General features: G+C 63.8%; 13 protein-coding genes and 1 pseudogene. 1 reads left to right on the top strand and 13 read right to left on the bottom strand.

Annotation, left to right across the window (positions count from 1 at the left end):
* Positions 1-103 precede the first annotated feature (103 nt).
* The 3 genes and pseudogenes from IG169_RS08340 to IG169_RS23835 all read right to left on the bottom strand — a co-directional run bounded on the left by IG169_RS08340 (position 104) and on the right by IG169_RS23835 (position 6,705).
* Positions 104-3,859, bottom strand: coding sequence for a nitrate reductase subunit alpha (locus IG169_RS08340; protein ID WP_193175733.1), 3,756 nt, complete (start codon positions 3,857-3,859; stop codon positions 104-106).
* A 26-nt stretch (positions 3,860-3,885) separates the two neighbouring features.
* Positions 3,886-5,330, bottom strand: a pseudogene (locus IG169_RS23830) (NarK family nitrate/nitrite MFS transporter); the annotation flags it as partial.
* Between the two features lie 7 nt (positions 5,331-5,337).
* Positions 5,338-6,705, bottom strand: coding sequence for an MFS transporter (locus IG169_RS23835; protein ID WP_210325926.1), 1,368 nt, complete (start codon positions 6,703-6,705; stop codon positions 5,338-5,340).
* 249 nt (positions 6,706-6,954) lie between these two features.
* Here IG169_RS23835 and IG169_RS08350 point away from each other — a divergent pair, with 249 nt between their 5' ends.
* On the top strand, positions 6,955-7,653 hold the full coding sequence (locus tag IG169_RS08350) for a cyclic nucleotide-binding domain-containing protein (RefSeq protein ID WP_193175734.1): 699 nt from the start codon (positions 6,955-6,957) through the stop codon (positions 7,651-7,653).
* A gap of 157 nt (positions 7,654-7,810) precedes the next feature.
* Here IG169_RS08350 and cysG read toward each other — a convergent pair whose 3' ends face one another.
* The 10 genes from cysG to IG169_RS08400 form a co-directional block, all read right to left on the bottom strand.
* Entirely contained in the window at positions 7,811-9,214 is a 1,404-nt protein-coding gene (gene cysG / locus IG169_RS08355; RefSeq protein WP_193175735.1) for a siroheme synthase CysG, read from the bottom strand.
* The gene (locus tag IG169_RS08360) at positions 9,186-11,849 is read right to left on the bottom strand and encodes a nitrate reductase (protein WP_193175736.1); all 2,664 of its coding nucleotides are present in this window, start codon (positions 11,847-11,849) and stop codon (positions 9,186-9,188) included. Before IG169_RS08360 ends, cysG begins: the two co-directional genes overlap by 29 nt.
* Positions 11,849-12,169, bottom strand: coding sequence for a nitrite reductase small subunit NirD (nirD, locus tag IG169_RS08365; protein WP_193175765.1), 321 nt, complete (start codon positions 12,167-12,169; stop codon positions 11,849-11,851). Before nirD ends, IG169_RS08360 begins: the two co-directional genes overlap by 1 nt.
* Before the next feature lie 5 nt (positions 12,170-12,174).
* The gene (nirB, locus tag IG169_RS08370) at positions 12,175-14,625 is read right to left on the bottom strand and encodes a nitrite reductase large subunit NirB (protein ID WP_193175737.1); all 2,451 of its coding nucleotides are present in this window, start codon (positions 14,623-14,625) and stop codon (positions 12,175-12,177) included.
* A 5-nt stretch (positions 14,626-14,630) separates the two neighbouring features.
* Positions 14,631-16,391, bottom strand: coding sequence for an ABC transporter ATP-binding protein (locus tag IG169_RS08375; RefSeq protein ID WP_210325927.1), 1,761 nt, complete (start codon positions 16,389-16,391; stop codon positions 14,631-14,633).
* Between the two features lie 10 nt (positions 16,392-16,401).
* Positions 16,402-17,478 carry an ABC transporter permease gene (locus IG169_RS08380; RefSeq protein ID WP_193175738.1) on the bottom strand — a complete coding sequence of 359 codons (1,077 nt, stop codon included), beginning with the start codon at positions 17,476-17,478 and terminating at the stop codon, positions 16,402-16,404.
* 74 nt (positions 17,479-17,552) lie between these two features.
* A complete protein-coding gene (locus IG169_RS08385; protein WP_193175739.1) occupies positions 17,553-18,953 on the bottom strand; it encodes a CmpA/NrtA family ABC transporter substrate-binding protein in 1,401 nt (466 codons plus the stop codon).
* Between the two features lie 368 nt (positions 18,954-19,321).
* A complete protein-coding gene (locus IG169_RS08390) occupies positions 19,322-20,542 on the bottom strand; it encodes a CmpA/NrtA family ABC transporter substrate-binding protein (protein ID WP_193175740.1) in 1,221 nt (406 codons plus the stop codon).
* Entirely contained in the window at positions 20,529-21,140 is a 612-nt protein-coding gene (locus IG169_RS08395) for an ANTAR domain-containing response regulator (protein ID WP_193175741.1), read from the bottom strand. Before IG169_RS08395 ends, IG169_RS08390 begins: the two co-directional genes overlap by 14 nt.
* Positions 21,141-21,406: 266 nt before the next feature.
* Entirely contained in the window at positions 21,407-22,852 is a 1,446-nt protein-coding gene (locus tag IG169_RS08400; protein ID WP_210325928.1) for an MmgE/PrpD family protein, read from the bottom strand.
* Positions 22,853-22,864: the final 12 nt, after the last annotated feature.

Here is a 22,864-nt window from a genome sequence, read left to right on the forward strand (position 1 = left end):
ACGCCCTCGCGGTTCGTCCAGACGTTCTTGCAGGTGACCGAGCAGGTGTGACACCCGATGCACTTGTCGAGGTTCAGCACCATGCCGATTTGAGCGCGGATTTTCATTCTGCCGCCTCCTTGTGTGCGGGCGTTTCGCGATACGGGCCTTCCATCCAGTCGACCTTTTCCATCTTGTGGATGACGACGAACTCGTCGCGGTTCGAACCGACCGTGCCGTAATAGTTGAAGCCGTAGGATTGCTGGGCGTAGCCGCCGATCATGTGCGTCGGCTTGGTGATCGCGCGCGTGACGGAGTTGTGAATGCCGCCGCGCTGGCCGGTGATCTGCGATCCCGGCGTGTTCACGATCTTCTCCTGCGCATGATACATGAAGATCGTGCCTTCCTTCATGCGCTGGGAGACGACCACCCGGGCGACGATGGCGCCATTGGTGTTGAAAACCTCGACCCAGTCATTGTCGACGAGCCCGCCCTTGGCCGCGTCCGTTTCCGAAATCCAGACGACCGGGCCGCCGCGGTTGAGCGTCAGCATCATCAGGTTGTCCGAATAGGTGGAGTGGATGCCCCACTTCTGGTGCGGCGTAATGAAGTTCAGCACGACCTGCGGCTTGCCGTTCGACTTCGCCTCGATGACCGGATTGATCGACTTGGTGTCGATCGGCGGACGATAGACGCAGAACGCCTCTCCGAAGGCCCGCATCCACAAATGATCCTGGTAGAGCTGCTGGCGGCCGGAAAGAGTCCGCCACGGGATCAGTTCATGGACGTTGGTGTAGCCGGCATTGTAGCAGACCTTGTCCGACTCGATGCCCGACCATGTCGGCGACGAGATGATCTTGCGCGGCTGCGCGACCACGTCGCGGAAGCGGATCTTCTCGTCCTCTTTCGGGATCGCCAGATGGGTGTGGTCGCGGCCGGTGAACTTCGAAAGCGCCTCCCACGCCTTGACCGCGACCTCGCCATTGGTTTCCGGCGCGAGCGACAGGATCACCTCGGTCGCGTCGATATCGCTCTCGATCTTCGGACGCCCCTTGGTGGCGCCCTCCTCCGTGACGACGCCATTCAGCCGGCCGAGCAACTCGACCTCGTCCTCGGTGTTCCAGGAAATGCCCTTGCCGCCGTTTCCGAGCTTGTCCATCAGCGGCCCGAGCGCCGTGAAGCGCTTGTAGAGGTTCGGGTAGTCGCGCTCGACGACGGCAACCGCCGGCATGGTCTTGCCGGGCACCGGGTCGATCTCGCCTTTCTTCCAGTCCTCGACGTCGAAGGGCTGGGCGAGTTCGCCCGCCGTGTCGTGCAGGATCGGCACGAGGACGACGTCCTTCTCGACGCCGAGCACTTCCGGCGCGACCTCGGAGAACTTCTTCGCGATACCCTTGAAGATGTCCCAGTCGCTCCTTGCTTCCCATGCCGGATCCGCCGCGCTTGTCAGCGGGTGGATGAAGGGATGCATGTCGGAGGTGTTGAGGTCGTTCTTCTCGTACCAGGTCGCCGTCGGCAGGACGATGTCGGAATAGACGCAGGTGGTCGACATGCGGAAGTCGAGCGTGACAAGCAGGTCGAGCTTTCCTTCCGGCGCCTCCTTGTGCCAGACGGCCTCCTTCGATTCCAGCCGTCCCTCCTCGCCCATATCCTTGCCAAGCAGGCCGTGCGACGTGCCGAGCAGATGCTTGAGGAAGTACTCGTGCCCCTTGCCGGACGATCCGAGCAGGTTGGAACGCCAGACGAACATGTTGCGCGGCCAGTTGGCCTCGTTGTCCGGGTCCTCGCAGGCCATCTTCAGCTTGCCGGCCTTCAGTTGCGCCGCGACATAGTCCTTCGGCTCCTTCTTGGCCTTTGCCGCAGCCGCGGCGATGTCGAGCGGGTTGACCTGCAATTGCGGCGCGGACGGCAGCCATCCCATCCGTTCGGCGCGGATGTTGTAGTCGATCAGTGTGCCGTCCCACGGTCCTTCGGGTGCCGTCGGCGACAGAATCTCGTCGACCTTCAGCGTCTCGTAGCGCCACTGGTCGGTATGCGCGTAGAAGAAGGAGGTCGAGTTCATCTGCCGTGGCGGGCGGCTCCAGTCGAGCCCGAAGGCAAGCGGCAGCCAGCCGGTCTGCGGGCGCAGTTTTTCCTGGCCGACATAATGGCTCCAGCCGCCGCCGGACTGACCGACGCAGCCGCACATCACCAGGAGATTGATGATCCCCCGGTAGCTCATGTCCATGTGATACCAGTGATTCAGGCCGGCCCCGAGGATGACCATCGAGCGGCCCTTGGTCTTTTCGGCATTGGCCGCGAATTCGCGGGCGACCGTGATGATGTTTTCGCGCGGAACGCCCGTGATCTTCTCCGCCCAGGCCGGGGTATAAGGCTGGTTGTCGTCATAGGACGAGGCACAGCTGCCGTCCTTCAGGCCGCGATCGAGGCCGTAATTGGCGACGAAGAGGTCGAACACCGTGGCGACCAGCGCATCGCCGTCGGCAAGCTTGACCTTTTTCGCCGGCACCGAGCGAAGCAGCACGCTGTCGTGATCCGTTCCCTCGAAATGATCGTGCTCGCGATTGCCGAAATAGGGAAAGGCGACGGAGGCGACCTGGTCGTGGTCCTCGTCCATGATCAGGCTCATCTCGAGCTCGACATCCCTGCCCTTGCCGTCCTTGGCTTCAAGGTTCCACTTGCCCTGTTCGCCCCAGCGGAAGCCGATCGATCCGCCTGGCACGACGACTTTCTTCGTCTTGCCGTCGACAGCGACGGTCTTCCAGTCGGGATTGTTCTTCTCGCCCAGACCGTCCTTGAAGTCGGACGCGCGAAGCTGGCGTTCCGGAATATAGTGGCCGTCCTTCTTCACCAGGCGCACCAGCATCGGCATGTCGGTGTAGCGGCGGCAGTAGTCCTCGAAATACTCGGCCTGCCGGTCGAGATGGTATTCGCGCAGGATGACGTGCCCCAGCGCCATGGCAAGCGCGGCGTCCGTGCCCTGCTTGGGATGCAGCCACATGTCGGAGAATTTCGCAGCCTCCGAATAGTCCGGCGACACCACGACCGACTTCGCGCCCTTGTAGCGGACCTCGGTGTAGAAATGGGCGTCGGGCGTGCGCGTCTGCGGCACGTTCGATCCCCACAACATCAGGAAACCGGAATTGTACCAGTCGGCCGATTCCGGCACGTCCGTCTGCTCGCCCCAGGTCATTGGCGAGGCCGGCGGCAGGTCGCAATACCAGTCGTAGAAGGACATGCAGACGCCGCCGAGCAGCGACAGATAGCGTGATCCCGCGGCATAGGAGACCATCGACATGGCGGGGATCGGCGAGAAGCCGATCACCCGGTCCGGGCCCCATTTCCTCGCCGTATAGGCATTGGCCGCGGCGATGATCTCGTTGGCCTCGTCCCATGTCGCCCGGACGAAACCGCCAAGCCCGCGCACCTTGATATATTCGGCCCGCTTTGCGGGATCTTCCTGGATCGCCGTCCAGGCCCCGACCGGCGTCTTGATCGCCCGTTCCTTGCGCCACAGCTTCAGCAGGCGCGACCGGATCAGCGGATATTTCACCCTGTTCGCCGAGTACATGTACCAGCTGTAGCTCGCCCCGCGCGAACAGCCGCGCGGCTCGTGGTTGGGAAGGTCCGGCCGCGTGCGCGGATAGTCCGTCTGCTGGGTTTCCCAGGTGACGATCCCGCCCTTGACGTAGATCTTCCATGAGCACGAGCCGGTGCAGTTCGCGCCGTGCGTCGAGCGCACGATCTTGTCGTGCTGCCAGCGCTTCCGGTAGGCGTCCTCCCAATCCCGGCTCTCGTTGGTCGTGACCCCGTGCCCCTTGGAAAAGGTGCCGGTGTTTTTGCGCGCCAGGAAATTGAGGCGGTCAAGAAGATGTGACATCGCATGTGTCCTTTCGTATCAGCCGCTCAGCAGGGAACCGGTGCGCTCTTGCGCGAGTAGTAGACCCAGGTGATGACGACGCAGACCGCGTAGAAGGCGGCGAAGAGCCACAACGCCGCTTCCGGGCCGCCGGTTATCGCAATCGAGGTGCCGTAGGCTTTCGGGATGAAGAAGGCGCCGTAGGCGGCGATCGCCGAGGTGAAGGCGATGATCGCAGAGCTTTCGCGCTCCGCCTGCTTCAGATTTGCCGCCTCGTCGAGCTGCGGCATCAGGCGCGGGACCTCCTGGCGCATGATCGAGGGGATCATCTGGAAGGTCGATGCGTTGCCGACGCCGGTCAGGAAGAACAGCGCCATGAAGCAGGCGAAGAAGCCCCAGAACGCGCCCGGTTGTTCCTTGATACCGAGGAAGAACAGCACGCCGCCGACAGCGACGATCATGCCGAGGAAGGTCCAGAAAGTGACCTTGCCGCCGCCGAACTTGTCTGAAATCCAGCCCGTGCCGGCCCGGCTGAGCGCGCCGACGAGCGGGCCGAGAAAAGCGTAGTTGAGTGCCTCGACGGCCGGGAACTGCGTCTTCATCAGCAGCGGGAAGCCCGCGGAATAGCCGATGAAGGAACCAAAGGTTCCGGTGTAGAGGATGCACATGATCCAGTTGTGCTTGCGCGAGAAGATGATCGACTGCTCCTTGAAGCTGGCCTGGGCCGAAGCGATGTCGTTCATGCCGAACCATGCCGCGATGGCGCTGACGGCGATGAAGGGCACCCAGATATAGCCGGCGTTCTGGATCCACAGCTGCTTGCCGTCGGCCAGCGTCTGCGGCTCGCCGCCGATTGCGCCGAACACGCCCATGGTGATGACCATCGGAACGACGAACTGCATGACCGAGACGCCGAGATTGCCGAGGCCGGCGTTCAGCGCCAGGGCGTTGCCCTTCGTTTTCTTGGGGTAGAAATAGGCGATATTGGCCATCGAGGAGGCGAAGTTGCCGCCGCCGAGTCCGCACAGAAGCGCTAGGATCAGGAACGTCATGTAGGACGTGTCCGGGTTCTGCACCGCGAGCCCGATGCCGATAGCCGGCAGCAGCAGCGAAGCGCTGGAAAGCGCGGTCCATTTCCGGCCGCCGAAGATCGGGATCATGAAGGAGTAGAAGATGCGCAGCGTCGCGCCGGACAGGCCGGGCAAGGCAGCGAGCCAGAAGCGCTCACCGACCGAGAAATCAAAGCCGATGGCCGGCATCTTGGCGACGACCACGGACCAGACCATCCAGACCGAGAACGCCAGAAGCAGGTTGGGGATCGAGATCCAGAGATTTCGGGTCGCGATGGCCTTGCCGGCCGTTTCCCAGAACTGGGGGTCTTCGGGCCGCCAGTCAGTCAGCACCGGGCCCTTCGCCACGGCTGCGGTTGAATGTGCCATTTGATGCACTCCTGAATACGGTTGGATTGCGGGAGGCGGTCAACCGCCTCCCCGGGATCGTTATTCGGCGGGACGGAGCCGTTCGCCCTTGGCGGCGGGCGCAGACTGCGCGCCGGGTTTGGCCACCGGCTTTTCGGGCACGTCGGAGAGAAAGACTTCTTCTCCGAGTGCGGGATGGCGGCGCTTTTCCATGCGGCGAATGGCGACGTGCATCCAGATCGTCGAGACAGCGACGAGGACGAACATCAGCATGTAGGGCGCCGTCCAGACGCCGGTGAGATCGAGCAGGATGCCGAAGCCGATCGGCAGGAAGAAGCCGCCGAGACCGCCGATCATGCCGACCAGGCCGCCGACCGCGCCGACGTGATGCGGGTAATAGACCGGAATATGCTTGTAGACGGCGGCCTTGCCGAGGCTCATCACGAAGCCCAGAACGACCGTCAGCGCGACAAACAGGGTGACGCTGGTGCCCATGTGGAACGTGATCGGTCCATGGATCCCGGCGACCGTGTAGCTGGTCTGCGGATAGCTCATGACGAACAGGCAGAGCAGCGACACGAAGAAGGTCAGATACATCACCGCACGCGCGCCCCACTTGTCCGACATCCAGCCGCCAAGCGCGCGGAAAACGGAACCGGGCAACGAATAGAGGCCCGCGAACACGCCGGCCGTCGTCAGTTCCAGCCCGTAGGCGCCGACATAGTAGCGCGGCAGGAAGGAGGCGAGCGCCACGAAGCCGCCGAAGACGAAGAAGTAGTAGGTCGCAAAGCGCCAGACCTGGATATTCTTCAGGGGCGCGAGCTGCTCGGCCGCCGATACCGGGCGGGCGCCGGTGCGCCTGCGGGCGGCTTGCGCCGGGTCGTCCTTGCTGAGCAGGTAGAACAGAACGGCTGTGGCGGCGAGCACGATGGCATAGACACGCGCCGTGCCCTCCCAACCGAGCGCCACCACCAGAAAGGGGGCGGCGAAATTGGTGACGGCCGCGCCGACATTGCCGGCGCCGAAAATGCCGAGCGCCGTTCCCTGGCGTTCCTTTTCGAACCACTGCGAAACATAGGCGACGCCGACGATGAACGACCCGCCGGCGAGACCGAGGCCGAGTGCCGCGAGCAGGAAGATTTCGTAGGTATGCACCGACGTCAGCAGCCAGACGGCGACGGAGGTGATCAGCATCTGCAGCGGGAACATGATCCGGCCGCCGAACTGCTCGGTCCACACACCGAGGAAAATCCGGCTCACCGATCCCGTCAGGACCGGCGTGGCGACGAGCAGGCCGAACTCCGTGTCGCTCAGCCCGAGCTCGCCTTTGATTTTCACGCCGATGATGGAAAAAATCGTCCACACGGCAAAGCAGACCGTGAAGGCGAATGTGCTGAGACCCAGCGCTCTGTACTGGTCCGGGCGGGTTACTCCCTCAAGCGAATGCATCGTTACGACCCCCTTCTTGCAGGCGGGTTCTCCCGCCATTTGCGAAACTGATGCGGGGCAGTAGCGGTTCGGAAGGGCCCTCCCGAGTTGATCCAGATCAACAGTCGGGGCTGGCTCCGGAGAAACAAGTTTCCCCCGGGGAATCGGCAAGGAAATGGGCAGGCGGGATCAAGAGCCCCTGTTGAAACGGGAATACGCGCCTGCTAACAGGGTCAAACGAAGTCTTGATAATTATCAAGGAATGGGACCGTGCGCACAACAGATTTTCCCCAGGTACGGTCTCTCCGGCTTTTCGAGAGCATGAGCGAATCCAACTTCGAAACGCTCATGCAGGCGGCCTATCTGCAAACCTTTCCGTCCCAGCTCGAACTCATCCATGAAGGCGATCCAGCAGACTTCCTCTACATCGTGATCGAGGGATGCGTCGAACTCTACGCCCGCTCGAACGGACGGGAGTCGACCATGGGAATGGTCCGGCCCATCGGAACGTTCATCCTTGCGGCGGTCCTGAAGGACGCCGTCTATCTGATGTCGGCGCGCACCTGCCAAAAGTCGAAAATCCTGCTGATTCCCTCGGAGAATGTCAGGGAAGCATTCGAGAAGGACGAGGCCTTCGCCCGTTCCATCGTGCTCGAACTGGCGAGTTGCTATCGCGGCGTGGTCAAGGAGCACAAGGACATCAAGCTGCGCACCGCGGTCGAGCGGCTGGCAAACCGCCTGCTGCGCTACCACGCCGACCAGGGCGGAAACGGATCGCTCGAACTGCCCTATGACAAGCGCACCATCGCCTCGCTGCTGGGCATGACGCCGGAAAATCTGTCCCGCGCCTTCAACACATTGAAACCCTACGGCGTCGAGGTCGACGGCGCCGTCGTGAAGCTAAGTGATCTGAAGCCGCTTGAAACGCTCGCCAAGCCGAATCCTTTGATCGACGAACGCGACGCGTGAAGCGAAGGAGCACCCCTGCACGGACCAATCTTTCAAAAGAAGCTTCAAGTAGCCCAAAAAACTGCCGTTCACTGCAACTTTCGATTATGACGGCTTTCCAGGCCGGGGCGGATATGTGCCGGTTTGTGCGAACCGGCAGGCACCACATTTGCGGTGCCTAAATTGCGGCTGCGAGCGCCTCGCGAGATGTTGCGAAAGACAGCGCCGTCCGGACGGCGAAGACTTGGCCGACGCCGATCAGCACAGGTTCGTCGTAACCGATATCGGGCATGGCAGCCGGAAGGTCTGCGAGCGTGCCGCGCCAATGTTTCTGGCCGGGACGAGACACCGCCTTCGCGACGACCACCGGCGTATCGGCAGGCAATCCGCGCCCGATCAGCATTGCGGCAATCTCGCCGGCAGTCCTCCCGCCCATGTAGAAGATCGTTGTCGTTTTCGGATCGGCGACCGCCTGCCAATTGACGTCGCTCGGCAATTCGCCCTTGCGGCTGTGGCCGGTGACGAAACGCACCGACTGCGCGGAATCGCGATGCGTCAGCGACACGCCAAGCGACGAGGCCATCGCAAGCGCCGAGGTGATGCCGGGCACGACCGCGACCGGGATCCCCTCCTCCTCCAGGCGCGCGATCTCCTCACCGGCCCTCCCGAAGATCATCGGATCACCGCCCTTGAGCCGCACCACATGCTTTCCGGCCTTGGCGAGCGAAACCATCATGTCGTTGATCTCCTCTTGGCGGCAGCTTTCGCGACCGCCGCGCTTGCCGACCAGCATGCGCTTGGCCTCGCGGCGCGCCAGTTCCAGCACGTCGTCGGAAACGAGGTCGTCGAACAGGATGACGTCGGCGGCCTGCAGCGCGCGCACCGCCTTGAGCGTCAACAGTTCCGCGTCGCCCGGGCCGGCGCCGACCAACGTGACGCGGCCCTTTTCCGCGTCCAGCCCGGCGGCAATCGAAACGGCCGCGCCGACCATTTCCTCGCCGGCCGTCTCGGTGGGAGCCGGACCGAAGGCGCGGTCGACGAAGCGCTCCCAGAAGACGCGGCGTTGTGCGCCGGCGGCGAGCCTGCCGGTCACCGCCTCGCGGATGTCGCGCGCAAGCGCCGCCCAGTCAGCAAGCGCCGACGGGATCAGCGTCTCGACGCGGCGGCGGATCGCCTGGCCGAGAATCGGCGCGGCGCCGTCGGTCGAGATCGCGATGACGGCGGGCGAGCGGTTGACGATGGAGCCGAACTGGAAATCGCACCAGGCCGGTTTGTCGATGACATTGACCGGCACGCCCGCCTCATGCGCAGCGTCGTAAAAGGCTTGCGCCTCTTCTTCTGTCTCCGCGTCGCAGATTGCGATGGCCGCGCCTGCGAGACTATCGGGCGTCCAGCCGATTTTGCAGACATGCACATCCGCCCCGGCCGCCGCAAGCAGCTCCGCCTTCCAGGCGGCGGCATCCGATCCGCCGGCGACGACAGCGCGTTTTCCCGTCAGCTTGAAGAAGACCGGCAGCGTGGCGAGGTCGTCCATGCGCCCGGGGCGGCGCCCGTCATTCCGCGGCAACGATACGATGCTCATCGACGATCTCCCTGATCTCGGATTTGCAGGACCCGCAATTGGTGCCGGCGCAGGTGGCCTTGCCGACAGCCTCGACGCTTCCGCAACCGGCGCGAACGGCCGTCGCGATTTCCTTCGCGCCAACACTGAAGCAGGAGCAGACGATCGCGCCCTTGTCGGGCATGTCGGCGCCTGGCCGTCCGGCGGCGAGTCGCCAGCGGGACGCGCGGTCGCCGTGCCCGGCGGCAAGCAGGCCGGCGGCCCAGCTGCGCGAAACGGCGACCGGACCGGACGCCAAAAAGAGCGCGCCGACGAAACGATGGCCGTCAAAGACCGCGACGCGGCGCGCGCCGGAAGCGCTGTCGCCATAGGCGAGCAGGTCGGTGTCGTGTGCGGTCTCGATCCCGAACAGGCTTCGCGCGAAAGCCTCTGCCTCCCCGATCGCCCCGCCATGGGCAAATTCGATCTTCCAGCCGCCACCGGTTTTTGCGAGCGCCCAGTAATCGCAGGCCGGTGCGTCGGGCCTTTCGGCGCAGACCGCGAAGCCGTAGACCGCCGCTGCGAAACGCCGCGCGATCACGGCGATATGTTTGGACGCGGGCTGGCCGGAATGCGGATCGGTCACCGGCGCGATGACCGTATCGATCCGGGCATTCGCGGCATTCTGTTCGTTCCAGTGCATCGGCACGAAAACGGAACCCTCGCGCTGGCGCGGCGTCACGAGGGCCCGCACAAGGACGCGCCCGTACGGGCTTTCGATTTCCGCGATCTCGGCGTCGCCGATGCCGAGCACGGCGGCGTCGGACGGATGAAATTCGGCGTAGGGCTCACCGATATGGGCGGAAAGACGCGGGCTCTTACCGGTGCGCGTCATGGTGTGCCAGTGGTCGCGCACCCGGCCGGTATTGAGCACCAGCGGATAATCCGCGGTGACGCGTTCCGGCACGGCGGCCTCGACAGCGACGAAGCGCGCCTTGCGGTCGGGCGTGAAGAAACCGCCATTGGCGAAGAACCGGGTCGAGATCGGGGTGACGCCGGCGGGCTGCGGCCACTGGAACGGTCCCAGCCGGTCGTAATCGTCCGCCGCGATGCCGGCATGCGCTGCGATGTCAAGATCGCGGCTGCCGCCGTTCTCGAAACCCGTCATCGCCGCGTATTCGGCGAAGATTTCGTCAGGCCCCGACCAACCGAAAGCATCCGCAAAGCCCATGCGCCTGCCGATCTCGGCCATCTGCCACCAGTCCGGTCTTGCCTCGCCGGGCGCGGCAAGAAAGGCGCGCTGACGCGAAATCCGCCGTTCTGAATTGGTCACCGTGCCGTCCTTTTCGCCCCAGGCGGCCGACGGCAGCTTCACATGGGCATGGCGCGTGGTGTCGGTCTCGGTCGCAACATCGGATACGACGACAAAGGGACAGGCCTCGAGCGCCGCGCGTACGGCATCGGCGTCCGGCAGGGAATCGACCGGGTTTGTCGCCATGATCCAGAGCGCCTTGATACGCCCGTCGGCGACGGCCTTGAACAGGTCGACCGCCTTCAATCCCGGCTTGTCCGGCATCGCCGGCGACCGCCAGAAGCGTTGCGCGATGGCGCGATGGTCAGGATTTTCGATGTCGAGGTGGGCAGCGAGCATGTTGGCGAGCCCGCCGACCTCGCGTCCGCCCATGGCGTTTGGCTGGCCGGTAACCGAGAATGGCCCAGTTCCCGGGCGGCCGATGCGTCCCGTCGTCAGGTGGCAATTGATGATCGCGTTGACCTTGTCGGTGCCGATAGAGGACTGGTTGACACCCTGGCTGTAGACCGTGACGGTTTTCTCCGTGGACGCGAACAAATCGTAGAACTGTCGCAATTCGTCTGTCGCGAGGCCGGTCAGCCGGGCGATGTCCCGAAGCGTCAGCGCGTCCGCCTTTTCGAGCGCCTCGGAGAATCCGGTGGTGTGCTTGGCGAGATAATCGGCATCGACGGCGCCGCTCTGCGCCAGATGAGCCAGCAGCCCGGCGAATAGCGCGACGTCGCCGTCGGGCGCGATCGCCAGATGCATATCGGCGATATCGGCGGTCATGGTGCGGCGCGGATCGATCAGCACGATCTTCATGCCGGGCCGCCCTGCTTTCGCGGCCGCAATGCGCTGGTAGAGAACCGGGTGGCACCAGGCGAGGTTGGTCCCGATAAGGACGACCAAATCCGCCAGTTCCAGATCCTCATAGGTGCCGGGAACCGTATCGGTCCCGAAGGCGCGACGGTGGCCGGCGACCGAGGACGCCATGCACAGCCGCGAATTCGTGTCGATATTGGCCGAGCCGATAAAACCCTTCATAAGCTTGTTGGCGACGTAATAGTCTTCGGTCAGCAACTGCCCCGAGACGTAGAAGGCGACGCTGTCCGGCCCGTGCGCGCGGATGGCATCCGAAAAGCGCGACGCGACGAGATCGAGCGCCTCGTCCCAACCGGCCCGCCGCCCTCCGATCTCCGGACGCAGCAGACGGCCTTCGAGACCGACGGTCTCGCCGAGCGCCGAGCCCTTGGAGCAGAGCCGCCCGAAATTGGCCGGATGTTCCTTGTCTCCCTTCACGGTCACGGCGCCGTCGGGCTGCCGCGTCGCGACGATGCCGCAGCCGACGCCGCAATAGGGACAGGTGGTGCGCACCCCGGCGGTCATCAGCTCATCCCGATCGCAAGCATGACCGTGTCGCCGTCGAGCCGGACCGGAAACATCGCCGCCTCGCCCTCGTCGGCGCCTTGCGCCTTGCCGGTTTCGAGCGAAATCACCCAGTTATGCAGCGGACAGGTGACGCAGCCGTCATGGACGATGCCCTGGCTGAGTGGACCGTTCCTGTGCGGGCACTTGTCTTCCAGCGCGTAAATCTTGTCGTCCGCGGTGCGAAAGACGGCGATGGTCATCCCGCCGTTCTTCACGCAGCGCGCGCCGCGGCGCGGGATATCGTTTAGCGAGCCGATCGCGACCCAGTTCTGCATCATCACGTTCATTCCGCGGCCTCCAGGGAAAGTGTCGCCATGGGACGGAACTCGTGCTTGTCCTTGCCGGACACGCGTTCCGACCACGGATCCACTTGGGCGAATGTCTGGGAGAAGACGAAGCGGCCGAAATAGGCCTTGCGCTTGTCGGCGTCGTCCATGATCTGGCGGCGCACCTCGTCATGGCCGATGCGTTTCGCCCATTTGTAGATGCGTTCCAGGTAGCGGCCCTGCTCGCGATACATCTGGACGAGCGCCACAATGTGTTCCAGCGCCTCGTCCTCGGTCTTGACCATGCCGAGCACGTCCGTGCCCTTGATGTCGAGGCCGGCCGCGCCGGCGAAATGGATCTCGAAGCCGGAATCGACACAGATGATGCCGACGTCCTTGCAGGTCGCCTCGGCGCAATTGCGCGGGCAGCCGGAGACCGCCATCTTCACCTTGGCCGGCGTCCACGACCCCCACATGAATTTCTCGATGCGAATGCCGAGGCCGGTCGAATCCTGCGTGCCGAAGCGGCACCAGTCGGATCCGACACAGGTCTTCACCGTCCTGAGACCCTTGGCATAGGCTTGGCCGGAAACGAATCCCGCCTTGCCGAGATCGGCCCAGACAGCGGGGAGGTCCTCCTTCCTGATGCCCAGCATGTCGATGCGCTGGCCGCCGGTCACCTTGACGGTGGGAATATCGAACTTGTCGACCACGTCGGCGATGGCGCGCAGCTCCGCCGACGAGGTGACGCCGCCCCACATGCGCGGCACGACCGAATAGGTGCCGTCCTTCTGGATATTGGCGTGAACGCGCTCATTGATGAAGCGCGACTGATAATCGTCGGCATATTCGTCGGGCCAGTCGCAGACGAGATAGTAATTCAGCGCTGGACGGCACTTGGCGCAGCCGCAAGAGGTCTTCCACTCGAGTTCCTGCATGACCTCGGGAATGGACTTCAGTCCTTTCGCCCTGATCAGCCGGCGCACGTCGTCATGGCCGAGATCGGTACATTTGCACATCGGCTGGACGGCGGCCGGGTTGTAGCTGTCGCCGAGCGTCAGCGTCATCAATTGCTCGACGAGGCCGGTGCAGGTGCCGCAGGAATTGGACGCCTTTGTATGGGCGCGCACGTCGTCGAGCGAGGTCAGCCCCTTGGAGGTGATCGCGTTGACGATCTTGCCCTTGCATATGCCGTTGCAGCCGCAGATTTCCGCATCATCCGGCAAGGCTGCAACGGCCGCCGTAGGGTCCAGCGGTTCGCCCCCCTGATACGCCTGGCCGAAAATCAACGTGTCGCGCATCCCGGAGACGTCCATCTCCTTCTTCAACATGTCGAAGAACCACGGTCCGTCCGCCGCATCGCCGTAGAGAACGGCGCCGATGATGCGGTTGTCCTTGAGCACGAGGCGCCGGTAGACGCCGGCATTGGCGTCGCGCAGAACGATCTCCTCCCGGTCGTCACCTTCGGCGAAATCGCCGGCGGAATAGAGATCGATGCCGGTCACCTTCAGCCGTGTCGCCGTGGATGTGTCGACGAAGCGTTTCGCGGAATCGCCGGAGAGATGTCCGGCCGCCACATCCGCCATCTGGTAGAGCGGCGCGACCAGGCCGTAGACCTTGCCGTCGACCTCGACGCATTCGCCGACCGCGTAGATGTCCGGGTCGGAGGTCTGCATGCCGTCGGAGACGACGATGCCGCGATTGACTGCGAGGCCGGCCTCCTGCGCCAGCGCGGCGTTCGGGCGGATACCGACCGCCATGACGACGAGGCTCGCCGGAATGACCGTGCCGTCCTCCAGTTCGACGCCCTCGACCCTGCGGTCGCCGACGATCTGCTTCGTGTTCGCCTTGGTGACGACCTTGATGCCACGACTTTCGAGTTCGCGTTTCAACAGGTAGCCGGCGGCCGGATCGAGCTGGCGCTCCATCAATGACGGCATCAGGTGGATAACCGTGACATCCATCCCCTGTTCCTTGAGGCCCGCGGCAGCCTCGAGGCCGAGCAGGCCGCCGCCGATGACGACGGCGCTGCCACGCGACTGGGCGGCGAGCAGCATCGCGTCGACGTCGTCGAGATCGCGATAGGTCAGGACGCCCGGCAGGTCCTTGCCCGGCACCGGGATGATGAAGGGCGCCGAGCCGGTGGCGATCACCAGCTTGTCGTAGGCGGCAACCTCGCCATGTTCCGAAAGCACGGTTTTGGCTTCGCGATCGATCCCGACGATCTTGTGCCCCTTGTAGAGCATGACGCCGTGGTCGACGTACCAGCCGTCGCCATGAATGACGATGTCCTCGAAGGTCTTTTCGCCCGACAAAACCGGCGACAGCATGATGCGGTCGTAGTTCACGCGCGGTTCGGCGTTGAAAATGGTCACGTCATAGGCGTCCGGCGCGGTCTCGAAGAGGTGTTCGAGCATGCGGCCGGGGGCCATGCCGTTTCCGATGACGACGAGTTTCTGTCTGGTCATGGGGTTCACTCCGCGGCTTCCAGCGCCGCCCGTTGCTGGCGGGCAAGGCGCTGCGCTGTCTTGTCTTCGATGGATTTCAGTTGCTCCGGGCCGGGATTGGCCCCGCCCTCATAGGCTTCCAGGAATTCCAGTAATTCCTCGCGATAGGCGTAGTAGTCAGGATGGGCGAGCAGCGCCTTGCGCGAACGCGGCCGCTCCAGATCAACCTCCATGATGTTGCCGATGCGGGCATTCGGTCCGTTCGACATCATCACCACCCGGTCGGCGAGTAGGATCGCCTCGTCGACGTCGTGGGTGACGCAGATCGCGGTCACCTGCGTGCGTTTCCAGACATCCATCAGGACGTCCTGCAGTTCCCAGCGTGTCAGGCTGTCGAGCATGCCGAAGGGCTCGTCGAGCAGAAGCAGTTTCGGCGACAGCGCGAAGGCGCGGGCGATGCCGACGCGCTGCTTCATGCCGTTCGACAGATCGACCGCCGCCTTGTGCATCGAATCGGAAAGGCCGACGCGCGACAGGTAGTATTCGACGACGTCGTTTCGCTCTGCCGCCGTCGCATCCGGATAGACCCGGTCGACGCCAAGCGCGACATTCTCCCAGGCCGTCAGCCAGGGCATCAGCGACGGCGCCTGGAACACCACCGCGCGGTCGGGTCCCGCCTGGGTGATATGCTTGCCGTCGAGGATGATGGCGCCATCGGAGATCGGGTTCAGCCCGGCCGCCATCGACAGGACCGTCGACTTGCCGCAGCCGGAATGGCCAATCAGCGTGACGAACTCGCCCTTCATCATCTTCATATCGAAGCCGTCGACCACCGTCAGGGGCCCTTTCGGGGTCGGGTAGACTTTCTTCAATTGGCTGAACTCAAGGAACCGGTCTTCCGCTACCGTTTGCGCGGCGCGAACATAGGCGTCCGGCGGCGCATCGGCCTTCCGGGTGATCGGCACGATGTCCGGCAGGACGATCCCGTTTTCGACATCGGCGCCGCGTTCGGCCCCGATCTCCATCAGATATTGCGTGACGTCGGCGCGCAGGCCGATATAGCGGTCGTCGTGATTCATGTCGGCACGGTCGCGCGGGCGCGGCAGGTCGACGGTGAATTCCCGTCCAAGCGTGGCGTTCGGCGCCGGCGTCAGCGCAACGATGCGGTCGGCGAGCAGGATCGCCTCGTCGACGTCGTTGGTGATCAGGACGATGGTCTTCTTTTCCTGTTCGCAGATCGCCGCGAACTCGTCCTGCAGCTTGGCGCGGGTCAGCGCGTCGAGCGCCGAAAGCGGTTCGTCGAGCAACAGAACCTCCGGCTGCATGGCGAGCGCACGGGCAACGGCGACGCGCTGGCGCATGCCGCCGGACAACTCCGCCGGCTTGCGGTCGCGCGCATGGGAGAGGCCGACCATGTCGATATATCTGTCGGCGATCGCCTTGCGTTCGGCCTTCGGCTTTGCGGCAAAGACGCTGTCGACGGCGAGCGCGACATTGCCCTGCACCGTGAGCCACGGCATCAGTGAGTAGGACTGGAAAACCACCCCGCGCTCCGGCCCGGGGCCGGCAATCTCCCTGCCCCGGTAGACGACGCCGCCCTGGTCGGTGTCGGTCAGCCCGGCGAGCGCCGAGATCAGCGTCGTCTTGCCCGAGCCTGAGAACCCGACGATGGCGATGAACTCGCCATCGCCGACCTTGAGGTTGACGTCTTTCAGGACATCGGTGCGGTCCTTGCCCTCGCCGTAATGCTTCGACAGGCCGGTGATTTCGAGAACGGGAATGGTCATCGCTGTCCCCTCACCGGTTTGCCGAGAAGGTGAAGGCGCGCTGCAGGGCATACATCAGCCGGTCGAGCGCGAAGCCGATCAGGCCGATGGTCAGCACCGCGACCATGATCTTGGCGAGCGATTGCGAGGATCCGTTCTGGAACTCGTCCCAGACGAATTTCCCGAGACCCGGATTCTGCGCCAGCATCTCCGCCGCGATCAGAACCATCCAGCCGACGCCCAGAGAGAGGCGCAGCCCGGTGAAGATCAGCGGCAGCGATGACGGCAGCACGATCTGAGTGACCGTCTTGCGCGTCGGCAGTTGCAAAACGCGGCTGACATTCATCAGGTCCTTGTCGACCGAGGCGACGCCGAGCGCGGTGTTGATCAGGGTTGGCCACATCGAGCAAAGCGTGACGGTGACGGCGGATATGAGCAAAGATTTCGGCAGCCAATCCATCGGGTTGGCGTAGACGGCCGAGATGATCATCGTCACGATGGGCAGCCAGGCGAGCGGCGAAACCGGCTTGAATATCTGGATCAGCGGATTGATCGCGCCGTTCACCGTTCGCGACAGGCCGGACGCGATGCCGAGCGGTACGGCGACAAGCGTCGCGAAGAAAAAGCCAAGCCCGACCGTGACAAGCGACGTGCCGATCTGGTCGATATAGGTCGGCTTGCCGGTATAGGTGCGCCACTTGACCTTGTCGGTCTTGCCGGCGGCCTCGAGCTTGGCGTTGCGCTCGTCCTGGCGCTCGTAGAAGGCGGCTGCCTTTTCGCGCTCGCGGACATGGTCCTGCCAGAGATTGACCGTCTGCTGCCACACCTGCACGGGCCCCGGCACCGCGCCGAGCGATGTCTGCACCTGCGGCGCGAGCACGCCCCATGCGGTGAGGAAGACGGCGATGCCCATCAACGGGACCAGAAGGACGCGCTTGAGTTCGCCCAGCTGTTCGCGCGGATTGTCGCCGGCGGCGATTTTCAGGATCGGGACGAGCCAGGAAAACCCCAGCGCATCGAGCCAGCCGCTTGCGCTGTTGATGGCGGAAAAGACGCGCTCCCGGCGACTGAAGCCAGTTGTTTCGAATGTATCCGTGGCGTTTGCCATGATCGGAATCCTTGATCGGTTCGTGGAATACCTGGGAAAGGCCGGTCACCGCCGGCCATTCCGGGGCGAAAGCGTCAGCCGCCGACGATCTCGTTGCCCTCGACGGTCTGCTCACCCTTCAGGCCGATATCGAGCGAGTCCAGATAGGCGTTGGGATGCTTGCCGTCATAGGCGATGCCGTCGATGATGTCGGCGGCCGGAGTCGGTTCGCGATAGCCGTCCGTATCCCAGGGGAAATCGGATTTGTCGGCGAGCCCCTCATCGACCAGCATCTTGGCGGCCTTGAGGTAGATGTCCGGGCGGTAGACCGACTTGGCCGTCTCGTCGTACCAGGCGTCGTCCTTGTATTCCGGGATCTGGCCCCAGCGGCGCATCTGCGTCAGGTACCAGACGGCATCCGAATAATAGGGATAGGTCGCGTAGTGGCGGAAGAAGACGTTGAAGTCCGGGACGTCGCGCTTGTCGCCCTTTTCGTATTCGAACGTGCCGGTCATCGAATTGGCGATGACTTCCGCGTCGGCGCCGACATATTCTGAACGCGACAGGATATCGACGGCTTCCATGCGGTTGGCGTTGTCGTTTTCGTCAAGCCAGATGGCGGCGCGGATTAGCGCCTTGGTCAGCGCCAGCGTCGTGTTCGGATATTTCTCGATGAACTCCTCGGTCAGGCCGAAGACCTTCTCGGGATTGTTCTTCCAGATCTCGTAATCGGTGATGACCGGAACGCCGATGCCCTTGAAGACGGCGGCCTGGTTCCACGGCTCGCCGACGCAATAGCCGTAGATCGTGCCGGCTTCGAGCGTCGCCGGCATCTGCGGCGGCGGTGTCACCGAGAGGAGCGCGTCCGCCTTGATCTGGCCGGAGACGTCCGTCGACGAATAGTAGCCCGGATGGATGCCGCCGGAAGCCAGCCAGTAGCGCAGCTCGTAATTATGCGTCGAGACCGGGAAGACCATGCCCATGTTGAAGGGCTTGCCCTCGGCCTTGAACTTGTCGACGACCGGTTTCAGCGCGGCTGCGCTGATCGGGTGCTGGACCTTGCCGTCGGCATCGACCGGAATGTTCGGCTTCATCATCTCCCAGATCTCGTTGGAGACAGTGATGCCGTTGCCGTTCAGGTCCATCGAGAATGGCGTGACGATATGCGCCTCGGTGCCGAAACCGATCGTCGCCGCCAGGGGCTGGCCCGCCAGCATATGCGCGCCGTCGAGCTCGCCGGTAATGACGCGGTCGAGCAGCACTTTCCAGTTGGCCTGCGGCTCGAGCGTGACGAAAAGGCCCTCGTCCTCGAAATAGCCTTTCTCGTAAGCGATCGCGAGCGGCGCCATGTCGGTCAGCTTGATGAAGCCGAATTTCAGCTCGTCCTTTTCCACGTCTAGCATTTCGGACCGGGCCATCGTCATGGACGCGGTGCTCGCGACGAGAGCCGCGCCGAAAGCAATGAGCGCGTGTCTGCGGAGAATGGGGAAGGTCATGTCGTCACTCCTGTTATGACTGCCGCTGGTGCGGGACCTGAAAACAAAAAAGCCGCCGACCTGTCGCGACCGGGAGGATGTGGTCGCTTGAGGTTCGGCGGCTTTGCCTGGATGCGCCCGGCACTGGACGCGAAAATCGGTAGCCTTCGATGGCTACGGAAAGCTAAGCAGGAAGCGTGCCAGTTACGGTCTGGCGGAATTTTTCAAGCAAATTCAATGAAGTTAGATTCCAGCACACGGACACAACGGCATATTTTTGTGCGTGGATTGTGCAGTGCAAATTTTTTTACGCCTAAAATATCAGCATCCACTCGGCTTGCCTACATATTGGGCGCTATGCAACCGGGTCGCTTGCCGGCCCGGCCGGATTACCGTTTCGCCTGTTCGGAGAGATAGGTGTCGAGCCGGTCCGGATCGAAGATCTGGCCGTCGAAAAAGCCGTCGGGACCAAGCAGCAGGGCGCCGCTGGTCGCGCCAACCGGCTCGGTTTCCGTCAGCGCCCCCTCCACCTTCGCATTGGCGGCGGGAATCGGGACGCCGAGAGGCTGCAGCGCGGCGCGGTAGAGATCGGGCCGGTAGCACCGCCGGGCGGCTTCCGCATGGGCGGACGTGTGCTTCACCTGTCCCCAACGCACCATCTGGCTATAGAACCACAGCGCGTGGCTCTGCCACGGAAACGTTGCGGCGTGGGCGAAAGGCTCGAAGAAACGGGCCTTGTCCCCGGCCGAGAGACTGTCCACGACCGTCCCTTCCAGTGCCCGGGCGATCAGCGCCGCCGGCTGTCCGATATATTCCGGCCGGGCGAGTATGTGCGAAAGGGCGCCGCAATTGTCGGGATTGCCGCACCATTCGGCGGCCCGGTAGAGCCCGCGAACCAGCCGCGACAGCGCGTCGTCGTTGCGCATCGCCCAATCGGCGCGCACGCCCAGCACCTTTTCCGGACTCGATTTCCAGATCGCGGATTTGACCGTGGCGATCCGTCCGGCGCCGGTCGAAACGGCAACCGAGTTCCATGGCTCGCCGACGCAGAAGCCGTCGATCTGGCCGGAAGCCAGCGCATCGGGCATGAAGGGCGGCGGAACGACCACGATCTCGACGTCCACGTCGGGGACGATGCCGGAGGCGGCGAGCCAGTAGCGCAGTTCGAAATTGTGGCCCGAGTGGGCGTGGACGACGCCAAATTGCAGCGGCGGCTCGCCATCCGCCTTGCGCCGGTCGACAACGGCCTTGAGGGCGCGGCCTACGGCGGCCGGATCGGGCGGCGAAAACGGTGCTGCCTGCTGCATCGCGCCGAAAAGCGCCGCGCTCACCGTCACCGCATTGCCGCCGAGCCCCATCGCCATCGGCACGACGACATCGAGCGCCAGCGGCGTGAGGCCAAGCGCGAAGGCAATCGGCATGGGCGCCAGCATGTGGGCGGCCTCGAACTGGCCGATCGCCATGCGGTCGCGTATGTTGGCCCAGGAGGTTTCACGCAGCAGCGAAAGCGCAATGCCCTCCTCCTCGGCGAAGCCGCATTCGCGCGCCGCGACGAAAATAGCGCTGTCGGTCAGCGGCAGGAAAGCCGCCGTGATATCAGTCGTCGCCATCTGCCTCACCTTTTCCCAGCATTTCGGCGGCGAGAACCAGGCTCTGCGCCACGTCGCTGATCTTGCGGTTCTGGTTCATCGCCGTCTTGCGGAGAAGCGTATAAGCTTCGTCCTCGCTCATACTGCGCGAGCGGATCAGCAGGCCCTTGGCCTGATCGATGATCTTGCGCGACTGCAGGGCATTGCGCGCATCCTCCAGTTCACGCTCCAGGCGCGAATAGGCGTTGAAGCGGCTGATCGCCATGTCGAGGATCGGCTTGACCCGCTCGCGGCGCAGTCCGTCGACGACATAGGCCGAAACGCCCGCCTCGATGGCGCGTTCGATCGATTCACGGTCGGAGCGGTCGACGAACATCGCGATCGGGCGCTTCACGGCGCGCGAGAGCTGGAACATGTTCTCCAGCATGTCGCGGTTGGGGTTCTCCAGATCGATGACGATGACGTCCGGTTCGAGTACGGCGATCTTGCCGGCGATGCCGGTCACGTCGGTGACGACCGTCACCCGGTCATGCCCGGCCTCTCGCAGACCCGCCTCGATGATGGCGGCGCGGACGGAATTGTCATCGACTACGAGTACGGAAGGGAGTTGACTCGGCATGCCTTCATTTTGCGCATGCAAAAAAATTGTGCAACGCAAAAAGCAAGGACCGGTGAACGGCGGCGCTCGACATAGCCGGAGTCTGCTCATGAACAAGAGCGCAGAGCGCGATTACGGTACCCTGAGGCAGCGTCTTTGGTGAAATTCGTGGAGAAGCAATCGCCCTTCGCGACCCAGCACAGCGGCACGTCCGCATGCTTGCGGGCCGGCCCTGTCAACCAGCGCTACCGCCTGGACGCGAGGAGCAGAACGGCGGGTTTCGTTGATCACGGACGACAACCGGATGGCCCGCTTTCGGCCCCCTTTCCGATTTCGGAATTCAGAGGAAGAAGATGTGAGACCGTCTCGCAGAATGCGATCGCGCGCGCTTTTTCGATGATCCCGTTCATTTCCTCGGGACTTGCCGCGCCCGAATAGCTGGCGAGCCGGCGGGCTTTTTCGTCGACCTCTGTTGGTGTCAACGAGTTCCCGGGATCCCCTTTCGGCTCGTCGACACGCCCGGCAAGCTCCCGTCCGTCCTTGGTGTAGACTGTCACTTTCCCGATCCAGCGGCCCGGATAGGCTTCATCGACCTCATGGTCCAGCCGCATTTCGACCCTGTCGAGAAAGGACTGAGCGCTGCTGTCGCCGAAGAAGCCGTCGAACTCCTCCAACCCGGCTCGCCGATGCGTTGCGATCAGGCCGAGTGTTGCCGGCATCGAGAATTTCGCCTGATGCACGGTCTGTGGATTGGTCACCGGACCAAGCACGTCCAGTGCCCCCTGATGGACGTGAGCGACGATCCGAACCAGATTGTCGCAAGTCAGATCGTGTTGTTCGACCACACTCAGGAGCGCGTCAGCGGCCGGATGAGTGTGCCGGCATGAGGAATGCCACTTGAAGGATGTTTCCGCCAACGCCCAGCGCGCTCCCAGTCGATCGGTCAGCTTGCCCGGGTCGGCGTCAAAGGACATGCCCGCCGCCATTCCCTGCGCGCCCTCGAGGATGCGCCTGGCGCCTGTGAATCCTTCCGCCGCCAGATATGCGGCGGTGATGCCGTCGGCAGCCGCCTTTGCCGTGTGAAGCTGCTTGGAGTCCGCGGCGTCGCGCAGAAACTCCCACAGGCCGGCCGCCTGGGTTCCCGCCGAACCGATCGCGTTCAGCATTGCCGTTTCGTCGAGCTTCAGGATGCGGCCGACGGCCACCGCGGCCGCGATCGTCCCCGCGGTACCTGTCGTGTGGAATATCCTGTAATGCGACCGGCCGAGGAATTCCCCCACCCGGATCCCTGCTTCGTAGCCGGCGACGCATCCGGCGACGAAATCGCGGCCCGAGGCGCCCGCCTCCTGCGCAGCCGCCAGAGCCGCTGGAAAAACCACGGCAGCCGGATGAAACACCGAGGCATTGTGGACATCGTCCTGCTCGGAAATATGCGAGGCTGCCGCGTTGACCAAGGCTGCGAACAGCGGAGACGTCGTCTGCCGGGTCGTCAGCACCTCCGACTTGCCCGAACCGGGACCCATGCGTTGAGCGAAATCCTCAAGCGTTGCGATTGCCCGCTGCCCCTTGCCCGAGAGCGCGGAGCCGATCCAGTCGACGAACAGATCGCTCAACCGCTCCAGAACATCGGCGGGCATCTCGGCGATGTCCAGTTTCGAAGCGAAAGCGGCAAGCGTCGCGCTCTCGGCGCCGGTGGCGCGAGTCATGGCGGGATTGCGTTTCTGTTCCATCATGGTTCCTGCCAT

This window comes from Oricola nitratireducens (genome assembly GCF_014904745.1).
Classification (GTDB): domain Bacteria; phylum Pseudomonadota; class Alphaproteobacteria; order Rhizobiales; family Rhizobiaceae; genus Oricola; species Oricola nitratireducens.